The 26,059-nt window shown below is 59.6% G+C and carries 16 protein-coding genes, 4 tRNA genes and 1 riboswitch; of the genes, 17 read left to right on the top strand and 3 right to left on the bottom strand.

Annotation, left to right across the window (positions count from 1 at the left end; all coding sequences use genetic code 11):
* The first annotated feature begins 25 nt into the window (after positions 1–25).
* Together JFT86_RS14175 and argR are read left to right on the top strand one after the other, a co-directional pair.
* On the top strand, positions 26–790 hold the full coding sequence (locus JFT86_RS14175; protein WP_003227281.1) for an ATP-binding cassette domain-containing protein: 765 nt from the start codon (positions 26–28) through the stop codon (positions 788–790).
* Between the two features lie 245 nt (positions 791–1,035).
* Entirely contained in the window at positions 1,036–2,016 is a 981-nt protein-coding gene (gene argR / locus JFT86_RS14180) for a transcriptional regulator ArgR (RefSeq protein ID WP_103304065.1), read from the top strand.
* Between the two features lie 24 nt (positions 2,017–2,040).
* Here argR and JFT86_RS14185 read toward each other — a convergent pair whose 3' ends face one another.
* On the bottom strand, positions 2,041–9,813 hold the full coding sequence (locus tag JFT86_RS14185; protein ID WP_201237151.1) for a DUF6543 domain-containing protein: 7,773 nt from the start codon (positions 9,811–9,813) through the stop codon (positions 2,041–2,043).
* 305 nt (positions 9,814–10,118) lie between these two features.
* Between JFT86_RS14185 and JFT86_RS14190 the strand changes: the two genes are divergently transcribed.
* The 7 genes from JFT86_RS14190 to astE all read left to right on the top strand — a co-directional run bounded on the left by JFT86_RS14190 (position 10,119) and on the right by astE (position 18,022).
* Positions 10,119–11,339, top strand: a complete 1,221-nt coding sequence (locus tag JFT86_RS14190) for an aspartate aminotransferase family protein (RefSeq protein WP_201237152.1) — start codon at positions 10,119–10,121, stop codon at positions 11,337–11,339.
* 240 nt (positions 11,340–11,579) lie between these two features.
* Positions 11,580–12,599 carry an arginine/ornithine succinyltransferase subunit alpha gene (aruF, locus tag JFT86_RS14195; RefSeq protein ID WP_016983955.1) on the top strand — a complete coding sequence of 340 codons (1,020 nt, stop codon included), beginning with the start codon at positions 11,580–11,582 and terminating at the stop codon, positions 12,597–12,599.
* Positions 12,600–12,650: 51 nt separating this feature from the next.
* Positions 12,651–13,676 carry an arginine N-succinyltransferase gene (gene astA / locus JFT86_RS14200; protein WP_201237153.1) on the top strand — a complete coding sequence of 342 codons (1,026 nt, stop codon included), beginning with the start codon at positions 12,651–12,653 and terminating at the stop codon, positions 13,674–13,676.
* Positions 13,673–15,142: a succinylglutamate-semialdehyde dehydrogenase gene (gene astD / locus JFT86_RS14205; protein ID WP_201238601.1), complete on the top strand. Its 1,470-nt coding sequence runs from the start codon at positions 13,673–13,675 to the stop codon at positions 15,140–15,142. Before astA ends, astD begins: the two co-directional genes overlap by 4 nt.
* 162 nt (positions 15,143–15,304) lie before the next feature.
* Positions 15,305–16,651: an N-succinylarginine dihydrolase gene (astB, locus tag JFT86_RS14210; RefSeq protein ID WP_201237154.1), complete on the top strand. Its 1,347-nt coding sequence runs from the start codon at positions 15,305–15,307 to the stop codon at positions 16,649–16,651.
* Between the two features lie 57 nt (positions 16,652–16,708).
* Positions 16,709–16,999 carry a hypothetical protein gene (locus JFT86_RS14215; RefSeq protein ID WP_016983958.1) on the top strand — a complete coding sequence of 97 codons (291 nt, stop codon included), beginning with the start codon at positions 16,709–16,711 and terminating at the stop codon, positions 16,997–16,999.
* Positions 17,000–17,011: 12 nt separating this feature from the next.
* Positions 17,012–18,022 carry a succinylglutamate desuccinylase gene (gene astE / locus JFT86_RS14220; RefSeq protein ID WP_201237155.1) on the top strand — a complete coding sequence of 337 codons (1,011 nt, stop codon included), beginning with the start codon at positions 17,012–17,014 and terminating at the stop codon, positions 18,020–18,022.
* A 122-nt stretch (positions 18,023–18,144) separates the two neighbouring features.
* Here astE and JFT86_RS14225 read toward each other — a convergent pair whose 3' ends face one another.
* Entirely contained in the window at positions 18,145–18,654 is a 510-nt protein-coding gene (locus JFT86_RS14225; RefSeq protein WP_201237156.1) for a 6,7-dimethyl-8-ribityllumazine synthase, read from the bottom strand.
* A gap of 101 nt (positions 18,655–18,755) precedes the next feature.
* Positions 18,756–18,928: riboswitch (FMN riboswitch) on the bottom strand.
* A gap of 199 nt (positions 18,929–19,127) precedes the next feature.
* On the opposite strand from JFT86_RS14225, the gene ltaE reads away from it, so the two are divergent.
* From ltaE to JFT86_RS14265, 8 genes are all read left to right on the top strand, one after another.
* Positions 19,128–20,132, top strand: coding sequence for a low-specificity L-threonine aldolase (gene ltaE, locus JFT86_RS14230; RefSeq protein WP_201237157.1), 1,005 nt, complete (start codon positions 19,128–19,130; stop codon positions 20,130–20,132).
* Between the two features lie 145 nt (positions 20,133–20,277).
* Positions 20,278–22,896, top strand: coding sequence for an alanine--tRNA ligase (alaS, locus tag JFT86_RS14235; protein WP_201237158.1), 2,619 nt, complete (start codon positions 20,278–20,280; stop codon positions 22,894–22,896).
* Positions 22,897–22,986: 90 nt separating this feature from the next.
* Entirely contained in the window at positions 22,987–24,228 is a 1,242-nt protein-coding gene (locus tag JFT86_RS14240; RefSeq protein WP_007919332.1) for an aspartate kinase, read from the top strand.
* A gap of 188 nt (positions 24,229–24,416) precedes the next feature.
* A complete protein-coding gene (gene csrA, locus JFT86_RS14245; RefSeq protein WP_002554426.1) occupies positions 24,417–24,605 on the top strand; it encodes a carbon storage regulator CsrA in 189 nt (62 codons plus the stop codon).
* Positions 24,606–24,667: 62 nt separating this feature from the next.
* Positions 24,668–24,758: transfer RNA gene (locus JFT86_RS14250), tRNA-Ser, on the top strand.
* A 108-nt stretch (positions 24,759–24,866) separates the two neighbouring features.
* Positions 24,867–24,943, top strand: a tRNA-Arg gene (locus JFT86_RS14255).
* A 72-nt stretch (positions 24,944–25,015) separates the two neighbouring features.
* A tRNA-Arg gene (locus JFT86_RS14260) sits at positions 25,016–25,092 on the top strand.
* Positions 25,093–25,164: 72 nt separating this feature from the next.
* Positions 25,165–25,241, top strand: a tRNA-Arg gene (locus tag JFT86_RS14265).
* 19 nt (positions 25,242–25,260) lie between these two features.
* On the opposite strand, the gene JFT86_RS14270 is transcribed toward JFT86_RS14265, so the two are convergent.
* The gene (locus tag JFT86_RS14270; RefSeq protein ID WP_201237159.1) at positions 25,261–25,779 is read right to left on the bottom strand and encodes a cell envelope protein SmpA; all 519 of its coding nucleotides are present in this window, start codon (positions 25,777–25,779) and stop codon (positions 25,261–25,263) included.
* Positions 25,780–26,059 lie beyond the last annotated feature (280 nt).

Below are 26,059 nucleotides of genomic sequence, written 5' to 3' on the forward strand. Positions count from 1 at the left end.
GACTGTTTTTGTGAGAACCGACCGCATGTACAAACTTGAAGTCCAAGACCTGCATAAACGCTATGGCAGTCACGAAGTGCTCAAGGGTGTTTCCCTGAAAGCGGCAGCCGGCGATGTGATCAGCATCATCGGCTCCAGTGGCTCCGGCAAAAGTACTTTCCTGCGCTGCATCAACCTGCTCGAGCAGCCGCACGCGGGCAAGATTCTGCTCAACAATGAAGAGCTGAAACTCGTCGCGAACAAGGACGGCGCGCTGAAAGCTGCTGACCCGAAACAGCTGCAACGCATGCGTTCGCGCCTGTCGATGGTGTTCCAGCATTTCAACCTGTGGTCGCACATGACCGCGCTGGAAAACATCATGGAAGCGCCGGTTCACGTCCTCGGCGTGTCCAAGGCTGAAGCCCGCGAGAAAGCCGAGCACTACCTGAACAAGGTCGGTGTGGCCCATCGTAAGGATGCATTCCCGGGGCACATGTCCGGTGGCGAGCAGCAGCGTGTGGCGATTGCCCGGGCGCTGGCGATGGAACCTGAGGTGATGCTGTTCGACGAACCGACTTCGGCGCTTGACCCGGAACTGGTTGGCGACGTGCTGAAGGTGATGCAAGCGCTGGCCCAGGAAGGTCGCACCATGGTGGTGGTGACCCACGAAATGGGTTTTGCCCGTGAAGTGTCGAACCAGTTGGTGTTCCTGCACAAAGGCGTTGTTGAAGAAAGCGGCAACCCGCGCGAAGTGCTGGTCAATCCGCAATCGGAGCGTCTGCAGCAATTCCTCTCGGGCAGCCTCAAGTAAATACTGCCGTTGTGCACCAAATTAGGTCATGCTTCGCGACCTGAAGGCTGGCTAAATTCCCTTGTAGGAGTGAGCCTGCTCGCGAATGCGGTGGTTCAGACAGCAATCATGTTGACTGTTACACCGCCATCGCGAGCAGGCTCACTCCTACAGTTGATCTCGGTCAGTTTCAAGATTTGTGTTCATTTCCGGGCTAGCATTGGCCCATGCCTTCATCATCGTTCTTCGCTTCGGATCACCCGCCCATGACTGCCCATCGAATTGGTTTCCTGATTTGGCCCAGCACTAAAGCTCTGACTTTGGCGCTGGCGGAGGAGGCCTTGCGTGTTGCGCAGCGGGTGCACCCGGATGTGGTTTACGAATTGTCGTTCCTGCAGGCCGAGCCGCCCGTCGAAGGTGCCTGGCAATTGCCCGGTGAACCGTGGGCCGGCAAGCTGGAAAACTTTCAGAAACTGTTCCTGCTCGCTGATGAGCCGCCGACCGCACTGGCCTCGCCACTGAGCAGCGCGCTCAAGCAACTGGTGCGCGCCGGTTGCGTGATCGGTGGTCTGTCTGCCGGCGTGTATCCTTTGGCGCAATTGGGTTTGCTCGACGGTTATCGCGCTGCCGTGCACTGGCGCTGGCAGGACGATTTTGCAGAACGTTTCCCGAAAGTCATCGCCACCAGCCATCTGTTCGATTGGGATCGCGATCGCTTGACCGCGTGCGGCGGCATGTCGGTGCTTGATCTGTTGCTGGCGGTGCTGGCCCGCGATCACGGCGCCGAACTGGCCGGTGCGGTTTCGGAAGAACTGGTGGTCGAGCGCATCCGAGAGGGGGGCGAGCGTCAGCGTATTCCGTTGCAGAACCGCCTCGGCTCCAGTCATCCGAAACTGACGCAAGCCGTGTTGCTGATGGAAGCCAATATCGAAGAGCCGCTGACCACCGACGAAATCGCCCAGCATGTGTGCGTGTCCCGTCGGCAGCTGGAGCGGATCTTCAAGCAATACCTCAACCGTGTGCCGAGCCAGTACTACCTGGAACTGCGCCTGAACAAGGCCCGGCAGATGTTGATGCAAACCAGCAAGTCGATCATCCAGATCGGCCTGTCGTGCGGCTTCTCCTCGGGGCCGCACTTCTCCAGCGCCTACCGTAACTTCTTCGGTGCCACGCCGCGGGAAGATCGCAACCAGCGGCGCAGCAGCAGCCCGTTCGAATTGTCATCGGTACCGCCCGAGCGCGGTTGAGGCGCGTCGGGCTGGCCGTTGTGGTTAATCCAGTGAGGGCAGCGATTCCGACGCTTCATCAGATGCTATGGACGATGAGGAATCGAAGTCGTCGTCCAGCTCGGCAATTTGCTGGCGCCACAGTCGCGGTGCATCCAGCCTGGCTTCCCGCACTTGGGCATAGTCGGCAAGCCGTTGGCGCGCCAGTTCCGATAACGGATTACCACTGAAGTTGAAGTCGGCGCTCAGCCGATGGTCGCCGCGTAAAAGCTCGAGCGGCAACTCGCTGATCGCGTTGTCGGAAAGATCGACGTGGCTAAGGCTGATCCTTTCGAACAGCGCCGGCCACGTCTCGGTGAGTCCGGTATTGCTCAAGTCCAGATGACTCAGTTGCTTCATGCGATCAATGTCTGGCGCCCGTCCCAAGGGGTTGTTGCGCAAGTTCAGGTTTTGCAGATCTTCGAGGGCACCCAGCGCGGTCGCGGCTTCTTCCGTCAGGCTGATGTTGCATTCGGGCAGATTCAGCCGCGTGAGTTTTTCCAGGCCGAACACTTCGACGGGGATGCTGTTCAGTTGAATGCCGCCCATTTTCAGGCTCAGCAGATTGGGGAACCGGGCGAGCCAGCCCTGGGCACGGGGGGCGATGGCAGCCGTGCTGTTCAGTTCCAGTTCAAGAACGTGCCCGAAGTCCGCTCTCAAGGTTGGCAGGTCACCGATGAACGACATCTCCAGGTTCAAGGCAAATTCCGATTGGGTCGCGGATGACTTGCGACGCCAGGCGTCCTCCAGGCTGACCTTCAATTGCATTCTTTTGTACTGCTCTTGCAGCAGCGGCTCGACTTCCAGGGGCAGTTGGGTGACAGGGTCGAGTACCGCTGAGTTCATCCAGGCTTCAAGGTCTCTGCCGAGGGTATCCAGTTCGGTTTGCCGACGTGTCAGCTCAAGGCTGCCGTCCGCAAATGTGCCGGGCAGGCCGTAGACCAGATTGCTGGCTTGGGTCTCGGAGAGTTGCGGGTACAGCGCATGCGCAAGGTTAATGTCTGCCCGATCGGCCAATACACAAAGATCACTCCCGGTGCGTTGGAAATAGACTTTGATCTGTTCACGCGTCGCCGATGACAGCGGGTTATTGTCCAGATCAATGCCTTTGCTGATGGTGTTGGGCAGGTTGTAGAGCGCGTCGGGCAGCAGCGTTATTTGGTTGTCGTTCAACAAGGCGGTTTCGAGGTCGGCAAGCTGCGTCAGGCCAACCGGAACACTGTTGATCCCCGTGCCGGCGAGGTCTACGTAAGTCAGCGCCTTGAGGGGAGAGAGGTCGGGCACCACGTCGAGTGGATTGCGGTACAGGTCGAGCATCGTCAGACGGGGCAAACCCGCCAGTACGACTTGCGCCTGAGCGTCAAACACTACGCCGCACTTGCTCAGCACCAGGGTCTGCAGCAGGGGCATCCGGGTCAGCGCCTGCGGCAGTCGACCCAAGGCAAAATTGCGCAGTTCCAGCCCTGACAAACCCGGAAAGCAGTTGAGGAAAGCATCAGGGACGTTATGCGTCGATTTGCCCTGCAACGACAACTGCGTGACATGGCTGAAGTCCGCCGACAGTGCCGGCAGATCACCGCTGAAGGTCAGATCGGCGACAAAGGTATTCGAGCGCAGATCCAGTTTGTCAGCGCGCCGCTGGCGCCAGAACTGCTGCAACTTGCTGCTGAATTCCTGTCTGGCGCTACGCTCGCTGGCGATCTCGTCGGCACTAAGCGCTTGGCCAGTTTGCGGGTCAGTCTCGGCGATGGCTTCGGTCCAGGCGCGGAGGTCGTGGTTGATCCGGGCAATTTCGCTTTCCCAACGCAGCAGTTGGGCGCGACCGGCCTCCAGTGTGCCCGGCAGAGAGTAAAGCATGTGGCTGGCGTCGCCATCCTGCAGTACCGGAAAGAGTGCGCGGGCCCGGGCCACGTCCGCGGGATCGGCTGCAATGCCCAGATCACTGCCGTGCTTGAGGTAAAACCCCTTGATCCGCTCACGACTGGCCGCCGACAGCGGGTTGCCGTACAGATCTACTCCGTCGGCCAGATCGAGGTCCATCTGAAAAAGTGCCGCGGGTAATTCAGTGATGCGGTTGTTGTCGAGCAGGACGGTTCGCAGGTTCGGATGATCAGCCAGACCCTTTGGCAGTTGGGTTATGGCGCAGTTGGACAGGCGCACGTCATTGAGTTTTGGCATCGCCGCCAGATCGGGTGCCAGGGTCAGCGGGTTTTGACTCAGATCCAGACGTTCAAGCGCGTTCAGTGCCGTCAGCGTGGTTTGGCCGTCGGTGGTCAGGGTGAACTGACAATTGTGCAGGGTCAGGTCCTTGAGTTCCGACATGCGACCAATGGGCGTGGGTAACTCGGCCAAGGCGAAGTCACGCATCTCGAGCGTTTGCACGTTGGGAAACAGTTCGAGAAACGACTCGATGCCCCGTAGTGCAGGATTGCCCTTGAGGGCCAGATCCGAGACGTGGCCGAAGTCCGTGGTGAGCACGGGCATGTCGCCCAGGAACGGCAGTGATGTGGAAAAATCCACGTCGCGCGCTCCGGTAAGGGCCGAGCGATGAGCCCAGAACTCCTCCAGCTTTTGCTTGAAACTCAAGCGCACCGCGTACTGATCGAACACTTCAATGGCGGTGAGCACTTCACCGGTGACGGGATGATGAATCGGCACCTGAGACGCCCAAGAGGCGAGTTGGCTTCTCATGGTATCGAGCTCGGTTTGCCAGCGACCGAGATGGAGATGGCCATCGCTCAGAGTGCCGGGCAAGTCATAAATCATGTCGCTGGCCTCTTGCGCATCCAGCGACGGGAACAGCTCTCGGGCCAGGGCAATGTCCGCCGCGTCGGCCAGTACATCGAAGTCGTTGCCGGTCTTGCGGTAGTAGGTTTTTATCTGTTCACGGGTGTCTGGCGTTAACGGGTTGTCGGCAAAATCGAAGCCGTCGCTGCGATTGGATGGCAGCTCGAAAAGGGCCGCGGGTAACTCGGTGAAGGCGTTGCCGCTGAAAATCAGGGTGCGCAAATGCGGGTGATCGATGACGCCATTCGGCATGGTGGACAGGCCCGTATTGGCCACATCGAGATAGCTCAGTTGCGGCAGCAGGTTGAGGTCGGGCAGCGTGCCTAACGGGTTGTTGCTCAGTTCGAGTGTTTCCAGTTGGGACAAGGCGCAGAGTGCAGCCTGATTTTCCGGTGTCATCACTACACCGCAATCCTTCAGTTCCAGCGTGCCCAGTCGCGGCAGGTTAATGAGCGAAGTGGATACCGGTTCCAGATCAAAATGCAGCAGATGCAGCGCTTCGAGGTTCTGAAAACGTTGCAGGAATGGCGTCACGGCGGAAACGCTTTTGTTGCCGGTCAGGCTCAGACTGGTGACGTGGCTGAAGTCTGCGGCCAGCGTTGGCAGGTCGCCCATGAACTCAAGGTTTGCTTCCAGCAGTTTGCTTCTGACGCTGGGCTGGTGCGCGGTTCGCCTGCCCCAGAACTGTTCCAGCGTCTGCGCGAATCGCTCGCGGAACATCAGCTCGCTGGATTGTTCGTTGAGGTTGAGCAGTTGGCCGGTCAACGGATCGCGTTTGGGGATGTCGCGGCTCCATAGCGCCAGATCGGCTTTCATCTGACTGATTTCGGCTTCCCAGCGGCTCAGTTGCGTCCGGCCCTGCTCCAGTGTTCCCGGCAGTTGATAGACCACGTCGGTCGCCTGCGCAGGGTCAAGTTCCGGAAACAGCGCCGTGGTGCGGTTGATGTCGGCTGCTTCGGGCAGCACACCAAAGTGCTTTGAGGTGCGTTGGTAGTGGGCTTTCACCCGCTCACGCGACGTTGGGCTCAGCGGATTGTCGGCGAAATCGAAGCCGTCGCTGAGCAGGCTGTTGAGCGTGAACAGCGCGTCCGGCATTTCGCTGATACGGTTGCCGGCGAATTTGCCGGTGACCAGGCGCGGGTGGTGCAGCAGATTGGCTGGCGGCTCGGCGATGCCGGTGTTGTTCAGATTGATGAAGCGCAGTGAAGTCATCGGCTGGATATCGGGGGCCGTCCCCAGCGGGTTGTCCTGCAAGTCGAGAAACGACAGCTCAGGCAATGACGCCAGTAATGTCTGGTCGGCAGCGCCGAGTTGCAGGCTGCAATCGCGCAGAATCAGGTGGCGCAGCACCGGCATTGTGGTGAGCGCGGGCGGCAGCTGTGGCAAGTTGGCGGTTTGCACGTCGAGATACATCAGTTTGGGAAAACGCTGCAAAAACGGTTCGAGACCTCGGGTGCTTTTGCTGCCATTGATCGCCAGCGTGGTGATATGGCCGAAGTCGGCCTCGAGTACGGGCAGGTGGCCAATAATCGGGTCGGTGATCTGCAGCATGTACCCGGCAGGTCCGCGGGTCTGTTTGCGCCAGCAACGCTGAATCAGGGTTCTCAATACCGAACGGCTTTGCAGCGCCGCACGACGCTGAATCGGCGTCAGCGGCAGACCGGTCTGCGGATCGCTGGCCGGCACTTCGAGCTGCCAGACGCGCAGGTCGTCGCAGAGCTTTCGGTACTCAAGATTGAGGCGCGAGAGTTCGCCGCGTACCCCGCCGGGAAGCCCTTGGTGTTCTTCAATAAAGGCCTGTACATCGGCCAGTGAATCGCTGGGGTAGATCTCGCGTACTCGCTCCTCCAGCGTGTGCGGCTGCTCGCGGAACAACGGGCGATAACCTTCCACGCCGACCAGACGCAAAGTGTCGATCAGCGGTTCCGGCAGCGGCGGCTGGGCCATTGCCACGCGCAGTTCGCTACGCTCCAGCGGGTTTGTCCGAATCGCCTGTTTGAGCCTGTCGGCGTCGCCGATGTGCAGGTCCAGCGCCTGGCGCTCGGCATCCGGCAAGGCGTGGAGGAGGCTGCAATAGAAGTCGCCGGGGGCGCTCAGTTCCTGGCCGCGATCGTCATAGGGCTGATAGCGGCCATCGGTTTTACGCACCAATACTTTTTGCTCGCGAGCCTCGGCCGGGCCGGTGCTGTCGAGTATCGAGCCTTCATAAAAGCCGTCGCGGATTTCGATGCGCAGTTGTCCGCTCCATCCGGGCAAACGTTGCAGGCTGTGCAGGGCGAGGGTGTCGGAATCCGCATTGTTGACTGAGTCCAGTTCCAGGCCTTCATAAGCACGGCTGATGCGCACTTGCTCACTGGCCTGCTGCACCAGTTGCTGCTGACGTTCGGGCAGTTGCCCTTCGCTGATGCTCAGTAGCTCCGCGGTGCTGGCGGTGTCGAGCAATTCGCGAGTGACGCTGCTCGGCAGCAGCGGTTGATACTCGCGGATCGGCGCGGCCAGCGGGTCTGTCGTGGTCTCCAGTTGCTGATAGCGGGACTCGAACAGGGCGATGCGGTGTTGTCGGGCGAGCTGGCTCAGTTGCCGGCTCAATGTCTGGGTGCGCACATCGAGTGCAAGCGTCGGGCCGCCGAACGATTCTCCCAGCAGCGCTTTGATGTCGTGCTCATCGAGGGACTCAAGCAAGCTTTTCAGCACGTCAGTCTCTTGCAGGCTGTTTTGCCGAACCGTGATCACTGGCAACGCTTCGTCACCGGATGATTGCCAGATCAACTCACCCTCGCTGTCGAAGTAGCACAGCCGTTTCTCGCTCGGCCATGCGCCGTGTTCTGTCAGCAGTTGCAGTTGCGTCAGAGGGTCGGCATCGCGGTAGTGCTCGGCGCTGTCCAGTTGTTCGATGAGGACTTGCAGGTCCTGGTCGATTTTGAAGCGTTTGATGGTGTCAGCCAGCAGCGGCGGAACGCTTTCCTGATCAACGTGCATTTTGCGCAGGGCGTCTTCGTTGTAGCCGCTGACGTGCAGAATGCGTTCTTGCCGAGCCGGTTCGAAGGATTCGAGCGAATGGCCGATCCGGCGCAAAGCTGTGGTCTGGTCCCACGCCAGTGGCTGTTCGAGTTCGCTGTGCCAGGCGCCTTCGCCGTTGTGCCGCAGCAGCGGTTTGTAAGCCTCGGGCCGCGTCGGGTGGTCAATGCGGAACTGACCGGGGATCGCGTCTTCGCTGACCGCGTAGTGGGCGTTTTCCAGCGCCAACAGCTGTTTGCCCTGATGCGCATGCAGGCCGCGCGCGTCGGGACGGGAGTCTTTGGCAGGAGGGGCGTTGTGCTCGTAGCGGCTCAGGTCCGGGTCCCAGTAGCGGGCAGAGGTCCCGGGCCGCTCCATCGGTATGAAGCGATCAATGAATGCAACGATTTCCTTGGGCAGGACCTTGCGGTACTCGCCGATGCCGATCATGCCGCCAGCGGCAAAGGCACCCAGTTGAATCAGGGTTTCGACCGTGCCCATCAGGTGTTCGAACGCTTCGCGGGTTTTCGCCTGCGTCCAGTCGATGATGCCTTCGAAGGCTTCGTTGAGCAGTTGCCAGGCCATGTAGCTCATCATCAACTCGCCCAGCCCCGGCACGAACGGCGCGATCACGAAGGCAGCCGTTTCGATGATCGAGGTCACGATGTTCACCAGGGAATCCCAGCGCGCCCAACGGGCTCTGCTATCGACCGTTGCGGTGGGAATGGCGATCACTTTGGCGTCGTTGAGAATCTTGTTCAGTTTTGCCTGATAAAGGTGTCGCCACAGCTCGGCGGTGAGTGGTGCGCTGACCAGTTGCAAGTCCGGTTTGTCGACGGGCGTTTCTCGCCACGCGGGTTGCGAACTGCCCGGTTCGGGCTTGTGCCATTTGATTTGAACCAGGCGCTGCTGCAGGTCGGCAAAGAAGAAGCCGATGCGTTCCTGATCGATAAAGCGGCTGAAGAAGCGCTGGTAGTCTGTCGCCCGCAACTGGCGGGTGAGTTCGGCTTCCATGTCTGCCGAGGACGCGTATTCCTTGATCGGGTGCTCCGGGTCATCCGGGACGTAGGCGACGATCCGACTGATGTGGCGGGGCGTGTAGGCATCCGGAGCGAAGACCAGAATGCCGGTCAGCGGCGCTGCCATCATCGACATGTCGTGACACAGCAGCGTCTGGCCGTTGAGCCGCATGCCGTGCACGCCATCGAGCAACCCGTTGATCAGGCGAAAGCAGGTCTCGCTGATGTCGCCGCTCATGCGCGCCCATTGCAGGGCGGCGTTAAGGGCTGCTTGCTGGCTCGTGGTCACTTTCTGTTGTAGCGCGGCAGCAGCGGTCGCGTCGTTGAAGCCGAGTTGTTCTCGCAGATACGTCTGGTATTGGGCGCCGATATCCAGCGTTCTGCACAGCTTGATGAAGGTGGTAATGCTCAGTTTGCTGTTGACTGCTGGCAGCGATTCGAACTGCCCGCTGGCGGTGGGTTGGGTGATGAAGGTGGATGCACGCTCATAGGCGTCATCTTTGGTTTCGGCGTCTTCGAAATTGTGCAGTGCGGCGTCGAGCAGCGAGACCGTCCAGGCGCGGGCGCCGCCGGTTTTGATCGAAAACCATGGCGTCGTCGCGGGAACGTAGAGGCGCAGGAAGGTCTTCCTGACGTCCAGGTCCAGACCGCATGCGTTTTTCAGTGCTGCTTTGAGCAGCGGTTCGGCGAAGGCGTTGGTGTCTTGCAGGTGTTCGAGTTGTTGATCGACCGCGCTTTGCGCGCGCCAGTGTGCGGCATTCAGTGCCTGCAATTGCTGGTGCTGCACGGCTGACGCAGCTTGTAGTGAGGCCGGGAGTGCGGGCTGGATGCTGCGCAATGCCTGGCGTTTGGTCGGCGAGGCGCTGCCGAGCCAGTCGGGAATCGACTCTTTCAGGGTCAGGTAGTGTTCGTCGGGATGTTGCGCGTCGCTCGTATCGATCGGGGCTGCCGGTTGCTGTCCTTCAGGCAATTGCATGTGCCATTCCTTTAGCGTTGGAAGAGCCGACAGCAAACCAGTCAGTGACGATCATCGTGCGGTAGATATTTATGCCGGTGACAACCGGCTGAATTGATATCCTGCGCGGCCTGCCGCAAATCGGTGATGCCGGTTTAAACTGCGCCTTTGCGACGCTATATGTCGCATTGCCGTAAACCCGGGAAAATCCGGGGTTTGCGCTATAAGAAGTTGTCGCTTGGCGACAAGGCCGGGCTGAAAACTGTCCTTACAATCCCCCCATCGCTCGCCAGTTTCAGGCGGGTGGCCCTCATCAGGAGACTCCGATGTCCGTTGAGCACGCTGCGGTACAACGCGCCGATTTCGACCAGGTAATGGTTCCCAACTACGCGCCTGCCGCTTTTATTCCGGTGCGTGGCGCCGGTTCCCGCGTCTGGGACCAGGCCGGCCGCGAGCTGATCGACTTCGCCGGCGGCATCGCCGTCAACGTATTGGGCCACGCGCACCCGGCGCTGGTCGGTGCCTTGACCGAACAAGCGAACAAGCTGTGGCACGTCTCCAACGTGTTCACCAACGAACCGGCCCTGCGTCTGGCGCACAAGCTGATCGACGCCACGTTCGCCGAGCGCGTGTTCTTCTGCAACTCCGGCGCTGAAGCCAACGAGGCCGCTTTCAAGCTGGCCCGTCGCGTTGCGTTCGACCGTTTCGGCAGCGAGAAGTACGAGATCATCGCCGCGCTGAACAGCTTCCACGGTCGTACCCTGTTCACCGTTAACGTCGGTGGTCAGTCGAAATACTCCGACGGTTTCGGCCCGAAAATCACCGGCATCACCCACGTGCCGTACAACGATCTGGCCGCACTGAAAGCTGCGGTTTCCGACAAGACCTGCGCCGTGGTTCTGGAACCGATCCAGGGCGAGGGCGGCGTGCTGCCGGCCGAACTGGCGTACCTGCAAGGTGCCCGCGAACTGTGCGACGCGAACAACGCGTTGCTGGTGTTCGACGAAGTGCAGACCGGCATGGGCCGCAGCGGCAAGCTGTTCGCCTACCAGCATTACGGCGTGACCCCGGACATCCTCACCAGCGCCAAGAGCCTGGGCGGCGGTTTCCCGATCGCGGCGATGCTGACCACCGAAGCACTGGCCAAACATCTGGTCGTCGGCACCCACGGCACCACCTACGGCGGCAACCCGCTGGCGTGCGCCGTCGCCGAAGCGGTGATCGACGTGATCAACACCCCGGAAGTGCTCAACGGCGTCAACGCCAAGCACGACAGGTTCAAGACCCGTCTTGAGCAGATCGGCGAGAAGTACGGCCTGTTCACGCAGGTGCGTGGCCTCGGTCTGCTGATCGGTTGCGTGTTGAGCGATGCCTGGAAAGGCAAGGCCAAGGACATCTTCAATGCCGCTGAAAAAGAAGGCCTGATGATTCTGCAAGCCGGCCCGGACGTGATCCGTTTCGCCCCGAGCCTGGTGGTCGAAGACGCCGACATCGAAGCCGGTCTGGACCGCTTCGAACGCGCTGCTGCAAAACTGACGCAAGCCTGATAGACCCTTCGACGTCTGGAGTTTTCAGGCGTCGATCAAAATTTTTGACACCGGACAGATTCAACTGTCGGATTGAACCTTTGTGGTGAGGGGATTTATCCCCGATGGGCAGCGAAGCGGCCCCCAAAATCTTGGGGCTGCTGCGCAACCCATCGGGGATAAATCCCCTCACCACGGGGCTCGCTCCTACAAAGTCCGGTGTTTTTTTTCTGTGAATTTATAAGAGAAAGGAGTGACACCATGCTGGTGATGCGCCCTGCGCAAATGGCTGATCTGGGCGAGGTACAGCGTCTGGCTGCGGACAGCCCGATTGGTGTCACTTCCTTGCCGGATGACGTGGAACGCCTGAGCGACAAGATCGCCGCGAGCGAAGCCTCGTTCGCCGCCGAAGTGAGCTTCAACGGTGAAGAGAGCTACTTCTTCGTCCTTGAGGACAGCGCCACCGGCAAACTGGTCGGCTGCTCGGCCATCGTCGCTTCGGCCGGTTACTCGGAGCCGTTCTACAGCTTCCGTAACGAAACTTTCGTCCACGCCTCCCGCGAGCTGAAGATCCACAACAAGATCCACGTGCTTTCGCAGTGCCACGACCTGACCGGCAACAGCTTGCTGACCAGTTTCTACGTGCAGCGCGAACTGGTGGGTTCGCCGTGGTCCGAGCTCAATTCCCGTGGCCGTCTGTTGTTCGTTGCCAGCCACCCCGAGCGTTTCGCCGATTCAGTGGTGACCGAGATCGTCGGTTACAGCGACGAGAACGGTGACTCGCCGTTCTGGGACGCCATCGGTCGCAACTTCTTCGACCTCAATTACGCCGAGGCCGAGCGCCTGTGCGGCCTGAAGAGCCGTACGTTCCTCGCCGAACTGATGCCGCATTACCCGATCTACGTGCCGTTGCTGCCGGACTCCGCTCAAGAAGCGATGGGCCAGGTGCACCCGCGTGCGCAGATCACCTTCGACATCCTGATGCGCGAAGGCTTCGAAACCGATCACTACATCGACATCTTCGACGGTGGCCCGACCCTGCATGCGCGTGTTTCGGGGATCCGTTCGATCGCCCAGAGCCGCGTGGTGCCAGTGAAGATCGGTGAGCCGGTCAAAGGTGCCGGGCGCCAGTATCTGGTGGCCAACGCGCAGTTGCAGGATTACCGCGCCGTGCTGCTTGAGCTCGATTACGCGCCGGGCAAACCGGTGACTCTGGATCTGGAAGCGGCCGAAGCCCTGGGCGTCGGTGAAGGTGCCAGCGTGCGCCTGGTGGCGGTTTAACGCCTTAGCGAGTTTCACGGGTGGCGAGAGCGGCCCGTTTGAGGAGATAGCATGATTGTTCGTCCCGTACGCAGCAGCGATTTATCCGCGCTGATCGACCTGGCCCGCAGCACCGGCACCGGCCTGACCACATTGCCGGCCAACGAAGAGCGCCTGACCCACCGGGTCGGCTGGGCCGAGAAGACCTTTCGCGGCGAAGCCGGCCGTGGCGATGCGGACTACCTGTTCGTGCTCGAAGACGACGACGGTCGCGTGGTGGGGATTTCCGCCATCGCCGGCGCAGTCGGTCTGCGTGAGCCTTGGTACAACTTCCGTGTCGGCCTGACCGTCAGCGCCTCGCAGGAGCTGAACATTTATCGCGAGATCCCGACGCTGTTTCTCGCCAACGACCTGACCGGCAACTCTGAACTGTGCTCGCTGTTCCTCCACGCCGATTACCGCAACGGCCTCAACGGTCGCATGCTGTCCAAGGCGCGGATGCTGTTCATCGCTGAATTCCCTGAGCTGTTCGGCAACAAGATCATCGCCGAGATGCGCGGTGTGTCGGATGAAGCCGGGCGTTCACCGTTCTGGGAAAGCCTGGGCCGGCATTTCTTCAAGATGGAATTCAGCCAGGCCGATTACCTGACTGGTGTCGGCAACAAGGCTTTCATCGCTGAACTGATGCCGAAGTTTCCGCTGTACACCTGCTTCCTCTCCGAAGATGCGCGTGGCGTGATCGGTCAGGTTCACCCGGACACCGAGCCGGCGTTGGCGATGCTCAAGGGCGAAGGTTTCAGCTATCAAGGCTACGTCGACATCTTCGACGCCGGTCCTGCAATCGAATGCGAAACCAGCAAGATCCGCGCAGTGCGTGACAGTGAAGCGCTGGTGCTGGCCGTGGGCACGCCGGGTGACGACGCCACGCCGTTCATCATCCATAACCGCAAGCGCGAAGACTGCCGCATCACTGCCGCTCCGGCGCGTCTGGCCGCCGGTACGCTGGTGGTTGATCCGCAAACCGCCAAACGTCTTCAACTCAACGCTGGCGATCAAGTGCGCGCCGTGGCGTTGTCTGCTGCCCGGGAGTCGAAATAATGAATTCGCTATACATCGCAGGTGAGTGGCTGGCCGGTCAGGGCGAAGCCTTTCAATCGCTGAACCCGGTGACCCAGCAAGTGCTGTGGTCGGGGGAGGGCGCCACCGCCGCTCAGGTCGAATCCGCCGTGCAAGCTGCACGTCAGGCATTCCCGGGTTGGGCCCGCCGTTCCCTGGAAGAGCGCATCAGCGTCCTCGAAGCGTTCGCCGCCGCGCTGAAAAACCACGCCGACGAACTGGCCCGCGCCATCGGTGAGGAAACCGGCAAACCACTGTGGGAAGCCGCGACCGAAGTCACCAGCATGGTCAACAAGATCGCGATTTCGGTGCAGAGCTACCGCGAGCGTACCGGTGAGAAGAGCGGCCCGCTGGGCGACGCCACCGCCGTGTTGCGCCACAAGCCGCACGGCGTGGTGGCGGTGTTCGGTCCTTACAACTTCCCCGGCCACTTGCCCAACGGCCACATCGTGCCGGCGCTGCTGGCCGGTAACAGCGTGCTGTTCAAACCGAGCGAGTTGACCCCGAAAGTCGCCGAGCTGACGGTCAAGTGCTGGATCGAGGCCGGTCTGCCGGCAGGCGTCCTCAACCTGCTGCAAGGCGCACGCGAAACCGGCATCGCGCTGGCGGCGAACCCGGGCATCGACGGTCTGTTCTTCACCGGCTCCAGCCGCACCGGCAATCATCTGCACCAGCAATTCGCCGGGCGTCCGGACAAGATTCTGGCGCTGGAAATGGGCGGCAACAATCCGCTGGTAGTCGATCAGGTCGCTGATCTGGATGCGGCGGTTTACACGATTATTCAGTCGGCGTTCATCTCCGCCGGTCAGCGCTGCACCTGTGCACGTCGTCTGCTGGTGCCACAAGGCGCGTGGGGCGACAGCCTGCTCAAGCGTCTGGTGGAAGTCAGCTCGACGATTGAAGTCGGTGCATTTGATCAGCAACCGGCGCCGTTCATGGGCTCGGTGATTTCCCTTGGTGCGGCGAAAGCGCTGATGGATGCCCAGGCGCATCTGTTGGCCAACGGCGCCGTGTCGTTATTGGCAATGACTCAGCCGCAGGCGCAAGCCGCGCTGCTGACGCCGGGCATTGTCGATGTGACGGCAGTGGCCGAGCGCTCCGACGAAGAACTGTTCGGCCCGCTGTTGCAAGTGATTCGCTACGTCGATTTCGAAGCGGCGATTGCTGAAGCCAACGACACCGCTTTTGGTCTGGCTGCCGGTTTGTTGTCGGATTCCGAAGCGCGTTACCAGCAGTTCTGGCTGGAAAGCCGTGCCGGCATCGTCAACTGGAACAAACAACTGACCGGTGCTGCGAGCAGCGCGCCGTTCGGCGGTGTCGGTGCTTCCGGCAACCATCGCGCCAGCGCTTATTACGCGGCGGATTACTGCGCGTACCCGGTGGCGTCGCTGGAAACACCGAACCTGGTGCTGCCTGCCGCCCTGACGCCTGGCGTGAAAATGGCGTGATGCCCAATCGCGAGCAGGCTCACTCCTACAGGTTGATGGTGGACACACAATTTGTGTACGACACAAACCCTGTAGGAGTGAGCCTGCTCGCGATAGCCGCACCTCGGTCTTACCTATTTGTTACTGATGCCTATAACAACAGATTTTCGTGGAGCCTCGCTGATGAAATCCTATGAAGTCAATTTTGACGGTCTAGTGGGGCCGACCCATAACTACGGTGGTCTGTCCTACGGCAACGTCGCGTCCCAGAGCAACAGCCAGCAATCCTCGAACCCGAAGGAAGCGGCGCTGCAAGGTCTGGCGAAAATGAAAGCGCTGATGGAAATGGGCTTTCAGCAAGGCGTACTGGCGCCACAGGAACGTCCGGACGTGGCCGCTCTGCGCCGTCTGGGTTTCAGCGGCACCGACGCTCAAGTGATCGAGCGCGCCGCCAAAGAAGCCATGCCGTTGCTGGTTGCCAGTTGCTCGGCGTCGAGCATGTGGGTGGCCAACGCCGCCACGGTCAGCCCGAGTGCCGACACCGCTGACGGTCGTGTGCATTTCACCGCCGCCAACCTCAACTGCAAATACCACCGCAGCATCGAGCACCCGACCACCAGTCGCGTGCTCGGCGCGATGTTCGCCAATCAGCAGCACTTCGCCCACCACGCCGCGTTGCCGGCGGTGGCGCAGTTCGGCGACGAAGGCGCGGCCAACCACACGCGTTTCTGCCGTGAGTACGGCGAGGCAGGCGTCGAGTTCTTCGTGTTCGGTCGCAGTGCCTTCGACAATCGTTTCCCGGCGCCGCAAAAGTACCCGGCGCGCCAGACCCTCGAAGCCTCGCAAGCGGTTGCGCGTCTGCACGGTCTGCGTGACGAAGGCGTGGTTTACGCCCAGCAGAATCCGAATGTGATCGATCAGGGCGTGTTCCACAACGACGTGATCGCCGTGGGTAACGGCGAGGCGCTGTTCTATCACGAGGACGCGTTCCTCGACACCGAACAGATGCTGGCAGAGCTGCAAGGCAAGCTCGCCAAAGTCGGCGGTAACTTCCAGTCGATCTGCGTGCCGCGTTCGGCGGTCACCGTGGATGACGCGGTGCGTTCCTACCTGTTCAACAGCCAGTTGCTGTCGCGTCCTGACGGTTCGATGCTGCTGATCGTGCCGCAAGAATGCCAGGCCAACGAGCGTGTGTGGGCTTACCTGCAAAGCCTGACCAGCTCCGGCGGTCTGATCCGCGAAGTTAAGGTTTTCGATCTCAAGCAAAGCATGCAGAACGGCGGTGGCCCGGCGTGCCTGCGACTGCGCGTCGCGCTTAACGAAACTGAACTGGCGGCGGTCAATCCAGGGGTTATCATGACGGCCCCGTTGTACGGTTCGTTGACCGCATGGGTTGAAAAGCACTACCGCGACCGCCTGAGCGAAACCGATCTGGCGGACCCGCAGTTGCTGCTTGAATGCCGGACGGCACTGGATGAACTGACGCAAATCCTTAAACTGGGCGCGGTTTATCCATTCCAGATCAATTGATGGCCGGCGCGTCGCCTGAACGCGGCACGCGGTTTGTCTCCCCAAGAGAGTAAAAACATGAGCGATTCCCTGCAGCTGATCCTTGAAGACACCGACGGCACGCAACTGCAAACCTCGTGCACCCGCGTCGCGGTCATGTGGCAAGGCAAAGAGCTGTGGATCCAGCAGGACGGCCGTGGCCAACTGCTGATCGGCGTGGACGTTGAAGAAGGTGACGCGGAATACGCCAACCTGCTGCTGCGCCCATTGGCGACTAATCTGGTAAGTCTGCAACTGGAAATGGAACCGGCTGACGTCGGCGACGACGAAGACCACGTGCACGGCCCGGATTGCAACCACGATCACTAAGGAAACCGCTCTATGCTCGCCCTCGGCAAACTGCTTGAACTGACCCTCGCCGGCCGCGAACCGGCGGAGAAGACTCAACTGACTGTCGAAGGCGTGCGCATGCGCTGGTTGAGCGAAGGGGCGCTGGAAGTCCGGCCCCCGGAAGCTCGCGACAATGGCCTGGATCTACTGCTGTCGGCAGGCATCCACGGCAACGAAACAGCACCGATCGAATTGCTCGACCGGCTGCTGCACGACATCGCTCGTGGCGATCTGAAGCCGCGCGCACGCATTCTGTTCCTGTTCGGCAACCCCGAGGCGATTCGCAAAGGCGAGCGTTTCATCGAGCAGGACGTCAATCGACTGTTTAACGGTCGTCACGAACAAAGCAGTGGCAGCGAAGCACTGCGCGCCTGTGAGCTGGAGCGCCTGGCGGCGAGTTTCTTCAGCCTGCCGGATCGCCAGCGTCTGCACTACGACCTGCACACCGCGATTCGCGGCTCGAAGATCGAGCAGTTCGCCTTGTATCCGTGGAAAGAAGGTCGCCAGCATTCCCGCCGGGAACTGGCACGCCTGCGTGCAGCGGGCATGGAAGCGGTGCTGTTGCAGAACAAGCCGTCGATCGTGTTCAGCTCGTACACCTACGACAAGCTCGATGCCGAGTCCTTCACGCTGGAATTGGGCAAGGCACGGCCGTTCGGGCAGAACGACGGGGTCAATGTGTCGCTGCTGGAAACCCGTCTGAAGCAGATCATTGAAGGCAACGAGCCGGAGATGGCCGAGGCGGGCCTGGACGGTTTGCAGTTATTCAGCGTCGCCCGGGAAATCATCAAGCACAGCGATGCCTTCCGCTTGAACCTGCCACAGGACATCGAGAACTTTTCCGAGCTGGAGATGGGGTATGTGCTGGCCGAAGATCTGGCCAATACCCGCTGGATCATCGAAGAGCAGGGCGCTCGGATCATCTTCCCCAATCCGAAGGTCAAGAACGGCCTGCGCGCGGGCATCCTGATTGTCCCGACCACCGACGAAAACCTCGCCTGACCTCACCGCAAAACCAATGTAGGAGTGAGCCTGCTCGCGATTGCAATGCATCAGTCACTACAGATGTTGACTGACACTGCGCTATCGCGAGCAGGCTCACTCCTACAGTTTTGGTTCCGTGATCAGACTGCTACCGCACGCGGCTCAGTGCGGCGCAATGCACGCACCTTCTGCAGCGTATCCGCGCACGTCTTCGCCGCTTCCTGACCCTTGTGCACAAAATGCTCGAAGAAGAATTTGTAATGTTCTTCGCCGGCATGGAAGTGGTGTGGCGTCAGGGACACCGAGAACACCGGCACTTCGGTTTCCAGCTGCACCTGCATCAGGCCGCTGACCACCGACTGGGCGACGAATTCGTGACGGTAGATGCCGCCGTCCACCACCAGGGCTGCCGCGACGATGCCAGCATAACGACCGGTCTTGGCCAGCAGTTTGGCGTGCAGGGGCATTTCAAAGGCGCCGCCGACTTCGAAGAAATCGATGTCCGATTCCTGATAACCCTGGGCAAGCATTTCGGCGAGGAAGCCTTTACGGCTCTGGTCGACGATTTCCTTGTGCCAGCAGGCCTGGATGAACGCAACGCGCTCGCCGTGTGGGTGTTTGCTTTTGCTGTCGATAGCGGTGGGTTGCATGTTCTGACTCCTGTTTGTGTGAAAAACAGGGCGTTATGAATCGAAAGGGATTCAAGGGTACGCACGAGCGCAGAAGCGCGCGGACGGCCCTTTGGCGTTAATCCCGTTCTCTCTTCATCCGGACTATGACCGTCGGCCCCGGAATCACACCGGGTCTGCTGACCTTGCCGCCGTCCACTGCCGAAAGCCGTGTACGTCGCCAAGCGCTCGCGGGCTATGCGCATTGCGCGCAATTACCGCCGGTGGGGAATTACACCCCGCCCTGAGAACGTTTTCGCCGCCCTTTTTTCGGCGGCGCAGCGTTTTTAACACAGATTGTGTGTCTGTGCATTGCGCCTTTCTGATGATTGCTATCGAGATTTTTGAACGCTGGTAAGGTGTTTTCCTGCGCCAAGGGTTGATAAATCGACGCGATGACCGCAGTAATTGACCTTCGTAAAGGGATTTCCCCTGCTGACTTTGAGGCCAGGTTCATGAGCGTTATCGATCTTCGCAGCGACACCGTTACCCAACCGTCCCCTGCCATGCTCGCGGCGATGACCGCCGCCGACACCGGTGATGACGTGTACGGCGAAGATCCGACGGTCAATCGTCTGGAAGCCGAACTGGCAAAACGGCTGGGTTTCGCCGCTGCGCTGTTCGTTCCGACCGGCACCATGAGCAACCTGCTCGGTTTGATGGCCCACTGCGAGCGCGGTGATGAGTACATCGTCGGCCAGCAGGCGCATACCTATAAGTACGAGGGCGGTGGTGCGGCGGTGCTTGGTTCGATTCAGCCGCAGCCGCTGGAAGTGCAGGCCGATGGTTCTCTGGATCTGGATCAGGTTGCTGCGGCGATCAAACCGGATGACTTCCATTTCGCCCGGACTCGCCTGCTGGCGCTGGAAAACACCATGCAAGGCAAAGTGCTGCCGCTGGAGTATCTGGCGCGGGCGCGCAAATTCACTCAGGACAATGGACTGCAACTGCACCTGGACGGCGCGCGCCTCTACAACGCGGCGGTCAAACTCGGTGTTGATGCCCGTGAGATCACTCAGTATTTCGATTCGGTGTCGGTGTGCCTGTCCAAAGGGCTCGGCGCTCCGGTTGGCTCGGTGCTCTGCGGTTCGGTCGAGTTGATCGGCAAGGCGCGGCGTCTGCGCAAGATGGTCGGTGGCGGTATGCGTCAGGCCGGTTTGCTGGCAGCGGCGGGGTTGTACGCGCTGGATCACAATGTCGAACGTCTGGCCGATGACCACGCCAACGCGCAGTTTCTCGCCGAAGGTCTGCGAGATGCCGGCTTCAGCGTCGAACCGGTGCAGACCAACATGGTTTATGTGCAAATGGGCGACAAGGCCGAGGCGCTCAAGGCGTTTGCCGCTGAACGCGGGATCAAGTTGAGCGCTGCCGCCCGTCTGCGCATGGTCACGCACATGGACGTCAATCGTTCGCAAATCGAGCAAGTGATCGCGACATTCGTCGAGTTTTCGCGCAAGTGACAGCGTTAGCCGTCCAATTGACCGTTTCTATCGTATAAACACGCTGTACCCCGCGCGCAGGGCCGATATAATGCGGCCCTTTGCCGTCGCTTCGTCTGTTGACGTTTCGAACAGGCCTTTGGCCGCAGCCTCCGTGGAAGAACCTATGAAAAGCGCAGAAATCCGTGAAGCCTTCCTTCGCTTCTTCGAAGAGCAAGGCCACACCCGTGTAGCCTCCAGCTCTTTGATTCCGGGCAACGACCCAACCCTGCTGTTCACTAACGCGGGGATGAACCAGTTCAAGGACTGCTTCCTGGGCCAGGAAAAACGTGCATACACCCGTGCGACCAGCAGCCAGAAATGCGTGCGTGCCGGTGGCAAGAACAGCGACCTGGAAAACGTCGGTTATACCGCTCGTCACCACACGTTCTTCGAAATGCTCGGTAACTTCAGCTTCGGTGACTATTTCAAGCACGACGCGATCACCTTTGCCTGGACCTTCCTGACCGGCGTTCTGAAACTGCCGAAGGAAAAACTCTGGGTCACAGTCTATGCCTCCGACGACGAAGCGTATGACATCTGGACCCAGCAAATCGGTGTGCCGGTCGAGCGCATGATCCGTATCGGCGACAACAAAGGCGCGCCGTACGCTTCCGACAACTTCTGGACCATGGGCGATACCGGCCCGTGCGGCCCATGCACCGAGATTTTCTACGATCACGGCGACCACATCTGGGGCGGCCCGCCGGGCTCGCCGGAAGAAGATGGAGACCGTTACATCGAGATCTGGAACAACGTGTTCATGCAGTTCAACCGCACCGCCGATGGCGTGTTGCATCCGTTGCCAGCGCCGTCGGTCGACACCGGCATGGGCCTGGAGCGGATCAGTGCGGTGATGCAGCACGTCAATTCCAACTATGACATTGACCTGTTCAAGAGCCTGCTGAAGGCTTCGGCCGAGGCAATCGGTTGCGAAAATGGCGATCAGTCTTCGCTGAAAGTAGTGTCCGACCACATCCGTTCGTGCGGTTTCCTGATTGCCGACGGTGTGCTGCCGTCCAACGAAGGTCGCGGTTATGTGCTGCGTCGGATCATCCGTCGCGCCTGCCGTCACGGTAACAAGCTGGGCGCCACTGGCAGCTTCTTCTACAAGATCGTTGCCGCGCTGGTTGCCGAGATGGGCGAAGCCTTCCCGGAACTGAAGAAGCAGCAAAGCAACATCGAGCGCGTGCTCAAGGCCGAAGAAGAACAGTTCTCCAAGACGCTGGAGCACGGCCTGAAGATTCTCGAGCAGGATCTGGCAGAACTCAAAGGCACCGTGGTGCCGGGCGACGTGGTGTTCAAACTCTACGACACCTACGGTTTCCCGATGGACCTGACCGCAGACATCGCTCGCGAGCGCGGCCTGACCGTTGACGAAGTCGGCTTCGAGCGTGAAATGGAAGCTCAGCGTGTTCGTGCGCGTTCGGCCAGCTCGTTCGGTCTGGACTACAACACGCTGGTCAAGGTTGATGTGGCCACCGAGTTCACCGGTTACACCGACACCAGCGGTTCGGCAAAAATTGTCGCCATCTATAAAGATGGCCAGTCGGTCGACGTCTTGAATGAAGGCGAAGAGGCGGTGATCGTGCTGAACCAGACGCCGTTCTACGCTGAATCCGGCGGCCAGATCGGTGACTGCGGTTTCCTTCAGGCAGGCAACGCACGTTTCGATGTGCGCGACACCACCAAGACCGGCGGCGCATTCCTGCACCACGGCGTGCTGGATTCCGGCAGCCTGACCATCGGCGCGCCAGTGGAAACCCACGTTGATGCCGAAGTGCGTCACGCCACTTCGTTGAACCACTCGGCCACTCACTTGTTGCACGCAGCATTGCGTCAGGTGTTGGGCGAGCACGTTCAGCAGAAGGGTTCGTTGGTGGATAGCCAGCGTCTGCGTTTCGACTTCAGCCACTTTGAAGCGATCAAGCCTGAGCAAATCAAGGCGCTGGAAGACATCGTCAACGCCGAGATTCGCAAGAACTCCGAGGTTGAAACCGAAGAGACCGACATCGAAACCGCCAAGAACAAAGGCGCCATGGCGCTGTTCGGCGAGAAATACGGCGACAACGTGCGCGTGCTGAGCATGGGCGGGGATTTCTCCGTCGAGCTGTGCGGCGGTATCCACGCCAACCGTACCGGCGACATCGGCCTGCTGAAAATCATCAGCGAAGGCGGTGTGGCTTCGGGCGTGCGTCGTATCGAAGCCGTTACCGGTGCAGCAGCATTGGCGTACTTGAACGCTGCGGAAGAACAACTCAAGGAAGCGGCCAGCCTGGTCAAGGGCAGCCGTGAAAACCTGATCGACAAGCTGTCGGCAGTGCTGGAGCGCAACCGTGCGCTGGAAAAGCAACTGGAGCAATTGCAGGCCAAGGCTGCCAGCGCTGCGGGCGACGATCTGTCGAACTCGGCAGTCGACGTCAAAGACGTGAAGGTTCTGGCCGCACGTCTGGATGGTCAGGACGGCAAGGCGCTGCTGGCGCTGGTCGATCAGCTGAAAAACAAACTCGGCCGCGCAGTGATCCTGCTCGGCAGTGTCCATGAGGAAAAGGTCGTTCTGGTTGCAGGCGTAACCAAAGACCTGACTGGCCAACTCAAAGCCGGTGATTTGATGAAACAGGCTGCTGCGGCGGTGGGCGGGAAGGGCGGTGGTCGTCCGGACATGGCGCAGGGCGGTGGTGTTGATGCCGGCGCGCTGGATGGCGCACTGGCGCTGACCGTTCCATTCGTCGAGCAGGGTTTATAAGACGGTCTGTCGGGCCCGCAGTCTAGTGGCGGGCCCGGCGGCTGTTTGAGTGATTATTGGGCGCCCTTCATGGGCAGAGGCGGCTTTGAAATGGCTTTGATCGTACAGAAATTTGGAGGCACCTCGGTCGGCACTGTCGAGAGAATCGAGCAGGTCGCCGACAAGGTTAAGAAATTCCGCGATGCCGGCGATGACCTGGTGGTTGTGCTGTCTGCAATGAGCGGCGAAACCAACCGTCTGATCGATCTGGCCAAGCAAATCAGTGGCGACACTCAACCGGTTCCGCGTGAACTGGACGTGATCGTTTCCACCGGTGAGCAGGTGACGATTGCCCTGTTGGCCATGGCGCTGATCAAGCGCGGTGTACCGGCGGTGTCGTACACCGGTAATCAGGTGCGGATCCTGACGGACAGTGCGCATAATAAAGCGCGTATCTTGCAGATTGATGACCAGAAGATTCGTGGTGATCTGAAAGCAGGTCGCGTTGTTGTTGTCGCCGGTTTCCAAGGCGTCGACGAGCACGGCAACATTACCACCCTCGGTCGCGGCGGTTCCGACACTACGGGTGTGGCACTGGCGGCGGCGCTGAAAGCCGATGAATGCCAGATCTACACCGACGTCGATGGTGTCTACACCACTGACCCGCGTGTGGTGCCGGTCGCTCAGCGTCTGGACAAGATCACCTTCGAAGAGATGCTGGAAATGGCCAGCCTCGGTTCCAAGGTGTTGCAGATCCGTGCGGTGGAATTCGCCGGCAAGTACAACGTACCGCTGCGCGTACTGCACAGCTTCAAGGAGGGTCCGGGCACCCTCATTACTATTGATGAAGAGGAAACCATGGAACAGCCGATCATTTCCGGCATCGCTTTCAACCGCGATGAAGCCAAGCTGACCATCCGTGGCGTGCCAGACACCCCGGGTGTGGCGTTCAAGATTCTCGGCCCGATCAGTGCCGCGAACATCGAAGTCGACATGATCGTGCAGAACGTTGCGCACGATAACACCACCGACTTCACCTTCACCGTGCACCGCAACGACTATCAGGCCGCACAGACCGTGCTGGAAAACACCGCTCGCGAGATCGGTGCCCGTGAAGTGGTTGGCGACACCAAGATTGCCAAGGTCTCGATCGTCGGCGTCGGCATGCGTTCCCACGCAGGCGTGGCCAGCCGCATGTTCGAATCCCTGGCAAAGGAAAGCATCAACATCCAGATGATCTCGACGTCGGAAATCAAGGTTTCCGTAGTGATCGAAGAGAAGTACCTGGAATTGGCCGTGCGCGCGCTGCACACGGCTTTCGAACTGGATGCGCCTGCCCGTCAGGGTGAGTGATCCCGCTTCACTGAAGGGCGCGGTTTGACCGCGCCCTTTATTTTTTGAATGGCGCGAGCCCTGAACTGTTCTTTTGCTCGCGCTGGTCAATACTCAGGCATGTAGGGCTACGATCGCTCCGGTTGTAGGTCGGGTGCCTTTTTTTTGCAGACTGTTGTCCCTGAACTGAATTGCGTGAGGAGAAAGGTATGCTGATTCTGACTCGTCGGTGCGCAGAAAGCCTGATTATCGGTGATGGCGAAATCACCGTGACCGTGCTCGGCGTTAAAGGAAATCAAGTGCGCATCGGTGTGAACGCTCCGAAAGAGGTTGCCGTACACCGTGAGGAAATTTACCTGCGTATAAAGAAAGAGAAGGACGAAGAACCAAGCCATTAATTTTTATCGATTTTTATGTTTGCAAACGGGGAAAAGGTTGGTTAAGATACGCCCCGTGTTGCGGAGAGCTGGCCGAGTGGCCGAAGGCGCTCCCCTGCTAAGGGAGTACACCTCAAAAGGGTGTCGGGGGTTCGAATCCCCCGTTCTCCGCCATTATTTGCTTAGTACGTTGTAATCTGGCTTTTTCGGTAAGTTGTTGAAATTACTAGAAAAAGTGGTTGGAATAGAGATTAAACGGGCTATAATGCGGCGCAACAAAATGCACTCGTAGCTCAGCTGGATAGAGTACTCGGCTACGAACCGAGCGGTCACAGGTTCGAATCCTGTCGAGTGCACCATTTAAGAGTCAGTTACAGCAATGTAAATGACTTGGCTTAAACCAGGTGTGATCTGGTCTATCAAACACAAATGCACTCGTAGCTCAGCTGGATAGAGTACTCGGCTACGAACCGAGCGGTCACAGGTTCGAATCCTGTCGAGTGCACCATTTAAGAGTTGTTTGCAGTAATGCAGGTAACTTGGCTTCAGCCAGTTGTGGTCTGGTCTAAAAACACAAGATGCACTCGTAGCTCAGCTGGATAGAGTACTCGGCTACGAACCGAGCGGTCACAGGTTCGAATCCTGTCGAGTGCACCATATACCGAAAAGCCCGCGTTTAACGCGGGCTTTTTGCTGTCCGGGATTTGACTTTTCCTTTCACGCATCCTCTCTCATCAAAATCGACTTGAGCACTTCGGCCTCGTTTGAGGTCATACCGGTAGCTCGTCGTCGAAGTCCGAATATTCACCTTGTCCGGTTTGCCCAGCGCGCTCTCGACATCCTGCTGACTCATGCCGGCAATGATGCGGCGATTGATGATCGCTTCCCGGCGTTGCCTGGCGTCGATCAGATTTCCGCATTGATCTTCTGTGCGGCCGACGACGCCTGATTCTCGGCCATTGGTTTTCATAGCGGATATTTCTTCGTGGTTGTGCTCCGGCATGATCGCCACGACCGAGCCGGGCAGGTAAGGGTGAACTTCCTGTACTGAACGCCGTTCGCCGCTCGCGCAACTCATCGATGTGAACGTGATGCTGCCGTCAGCAGCCTCGCAACGGTGAAGGGTGGTGGCAGCCCCGGCGGGCGGCAGGCAGAGCAGACTGCTCAGTACAAAACGGGATGTTTTCGATGGCATTCGACGTCCTCCATGACGATCTATGCTCAAGGGTAGTCGCTACATTTTTCACTGCTCGTGTGTTTTCTTTTCAGGATGAGTCGTCGCATCTGCATGGATCAGGACAGCGCTCAGGTTTGTTTCGCAAGCGCTTGTTTCGGCCACGATTTTTTAACGTTTAAAACCGTCAGGCGGTGTATCATTGCGCCCGTCAGCCCCGCCGGGGCTTATGGAAAACCTCCATGGACTTACCCAGTAGTTACTCAGTACCCCGTTTCACCAATCATGAATTGACTGATTG

Origin of the sequence: Pseudomonas sp. TH06, from assembly GCF_016651305.1 — a bacterium.
Lineage (GTDB): Bacteria > Pseudomonadota > Gammaproteobacteria > Pseudomonadales > Pseudomonadaceae > Aquipseudomonas.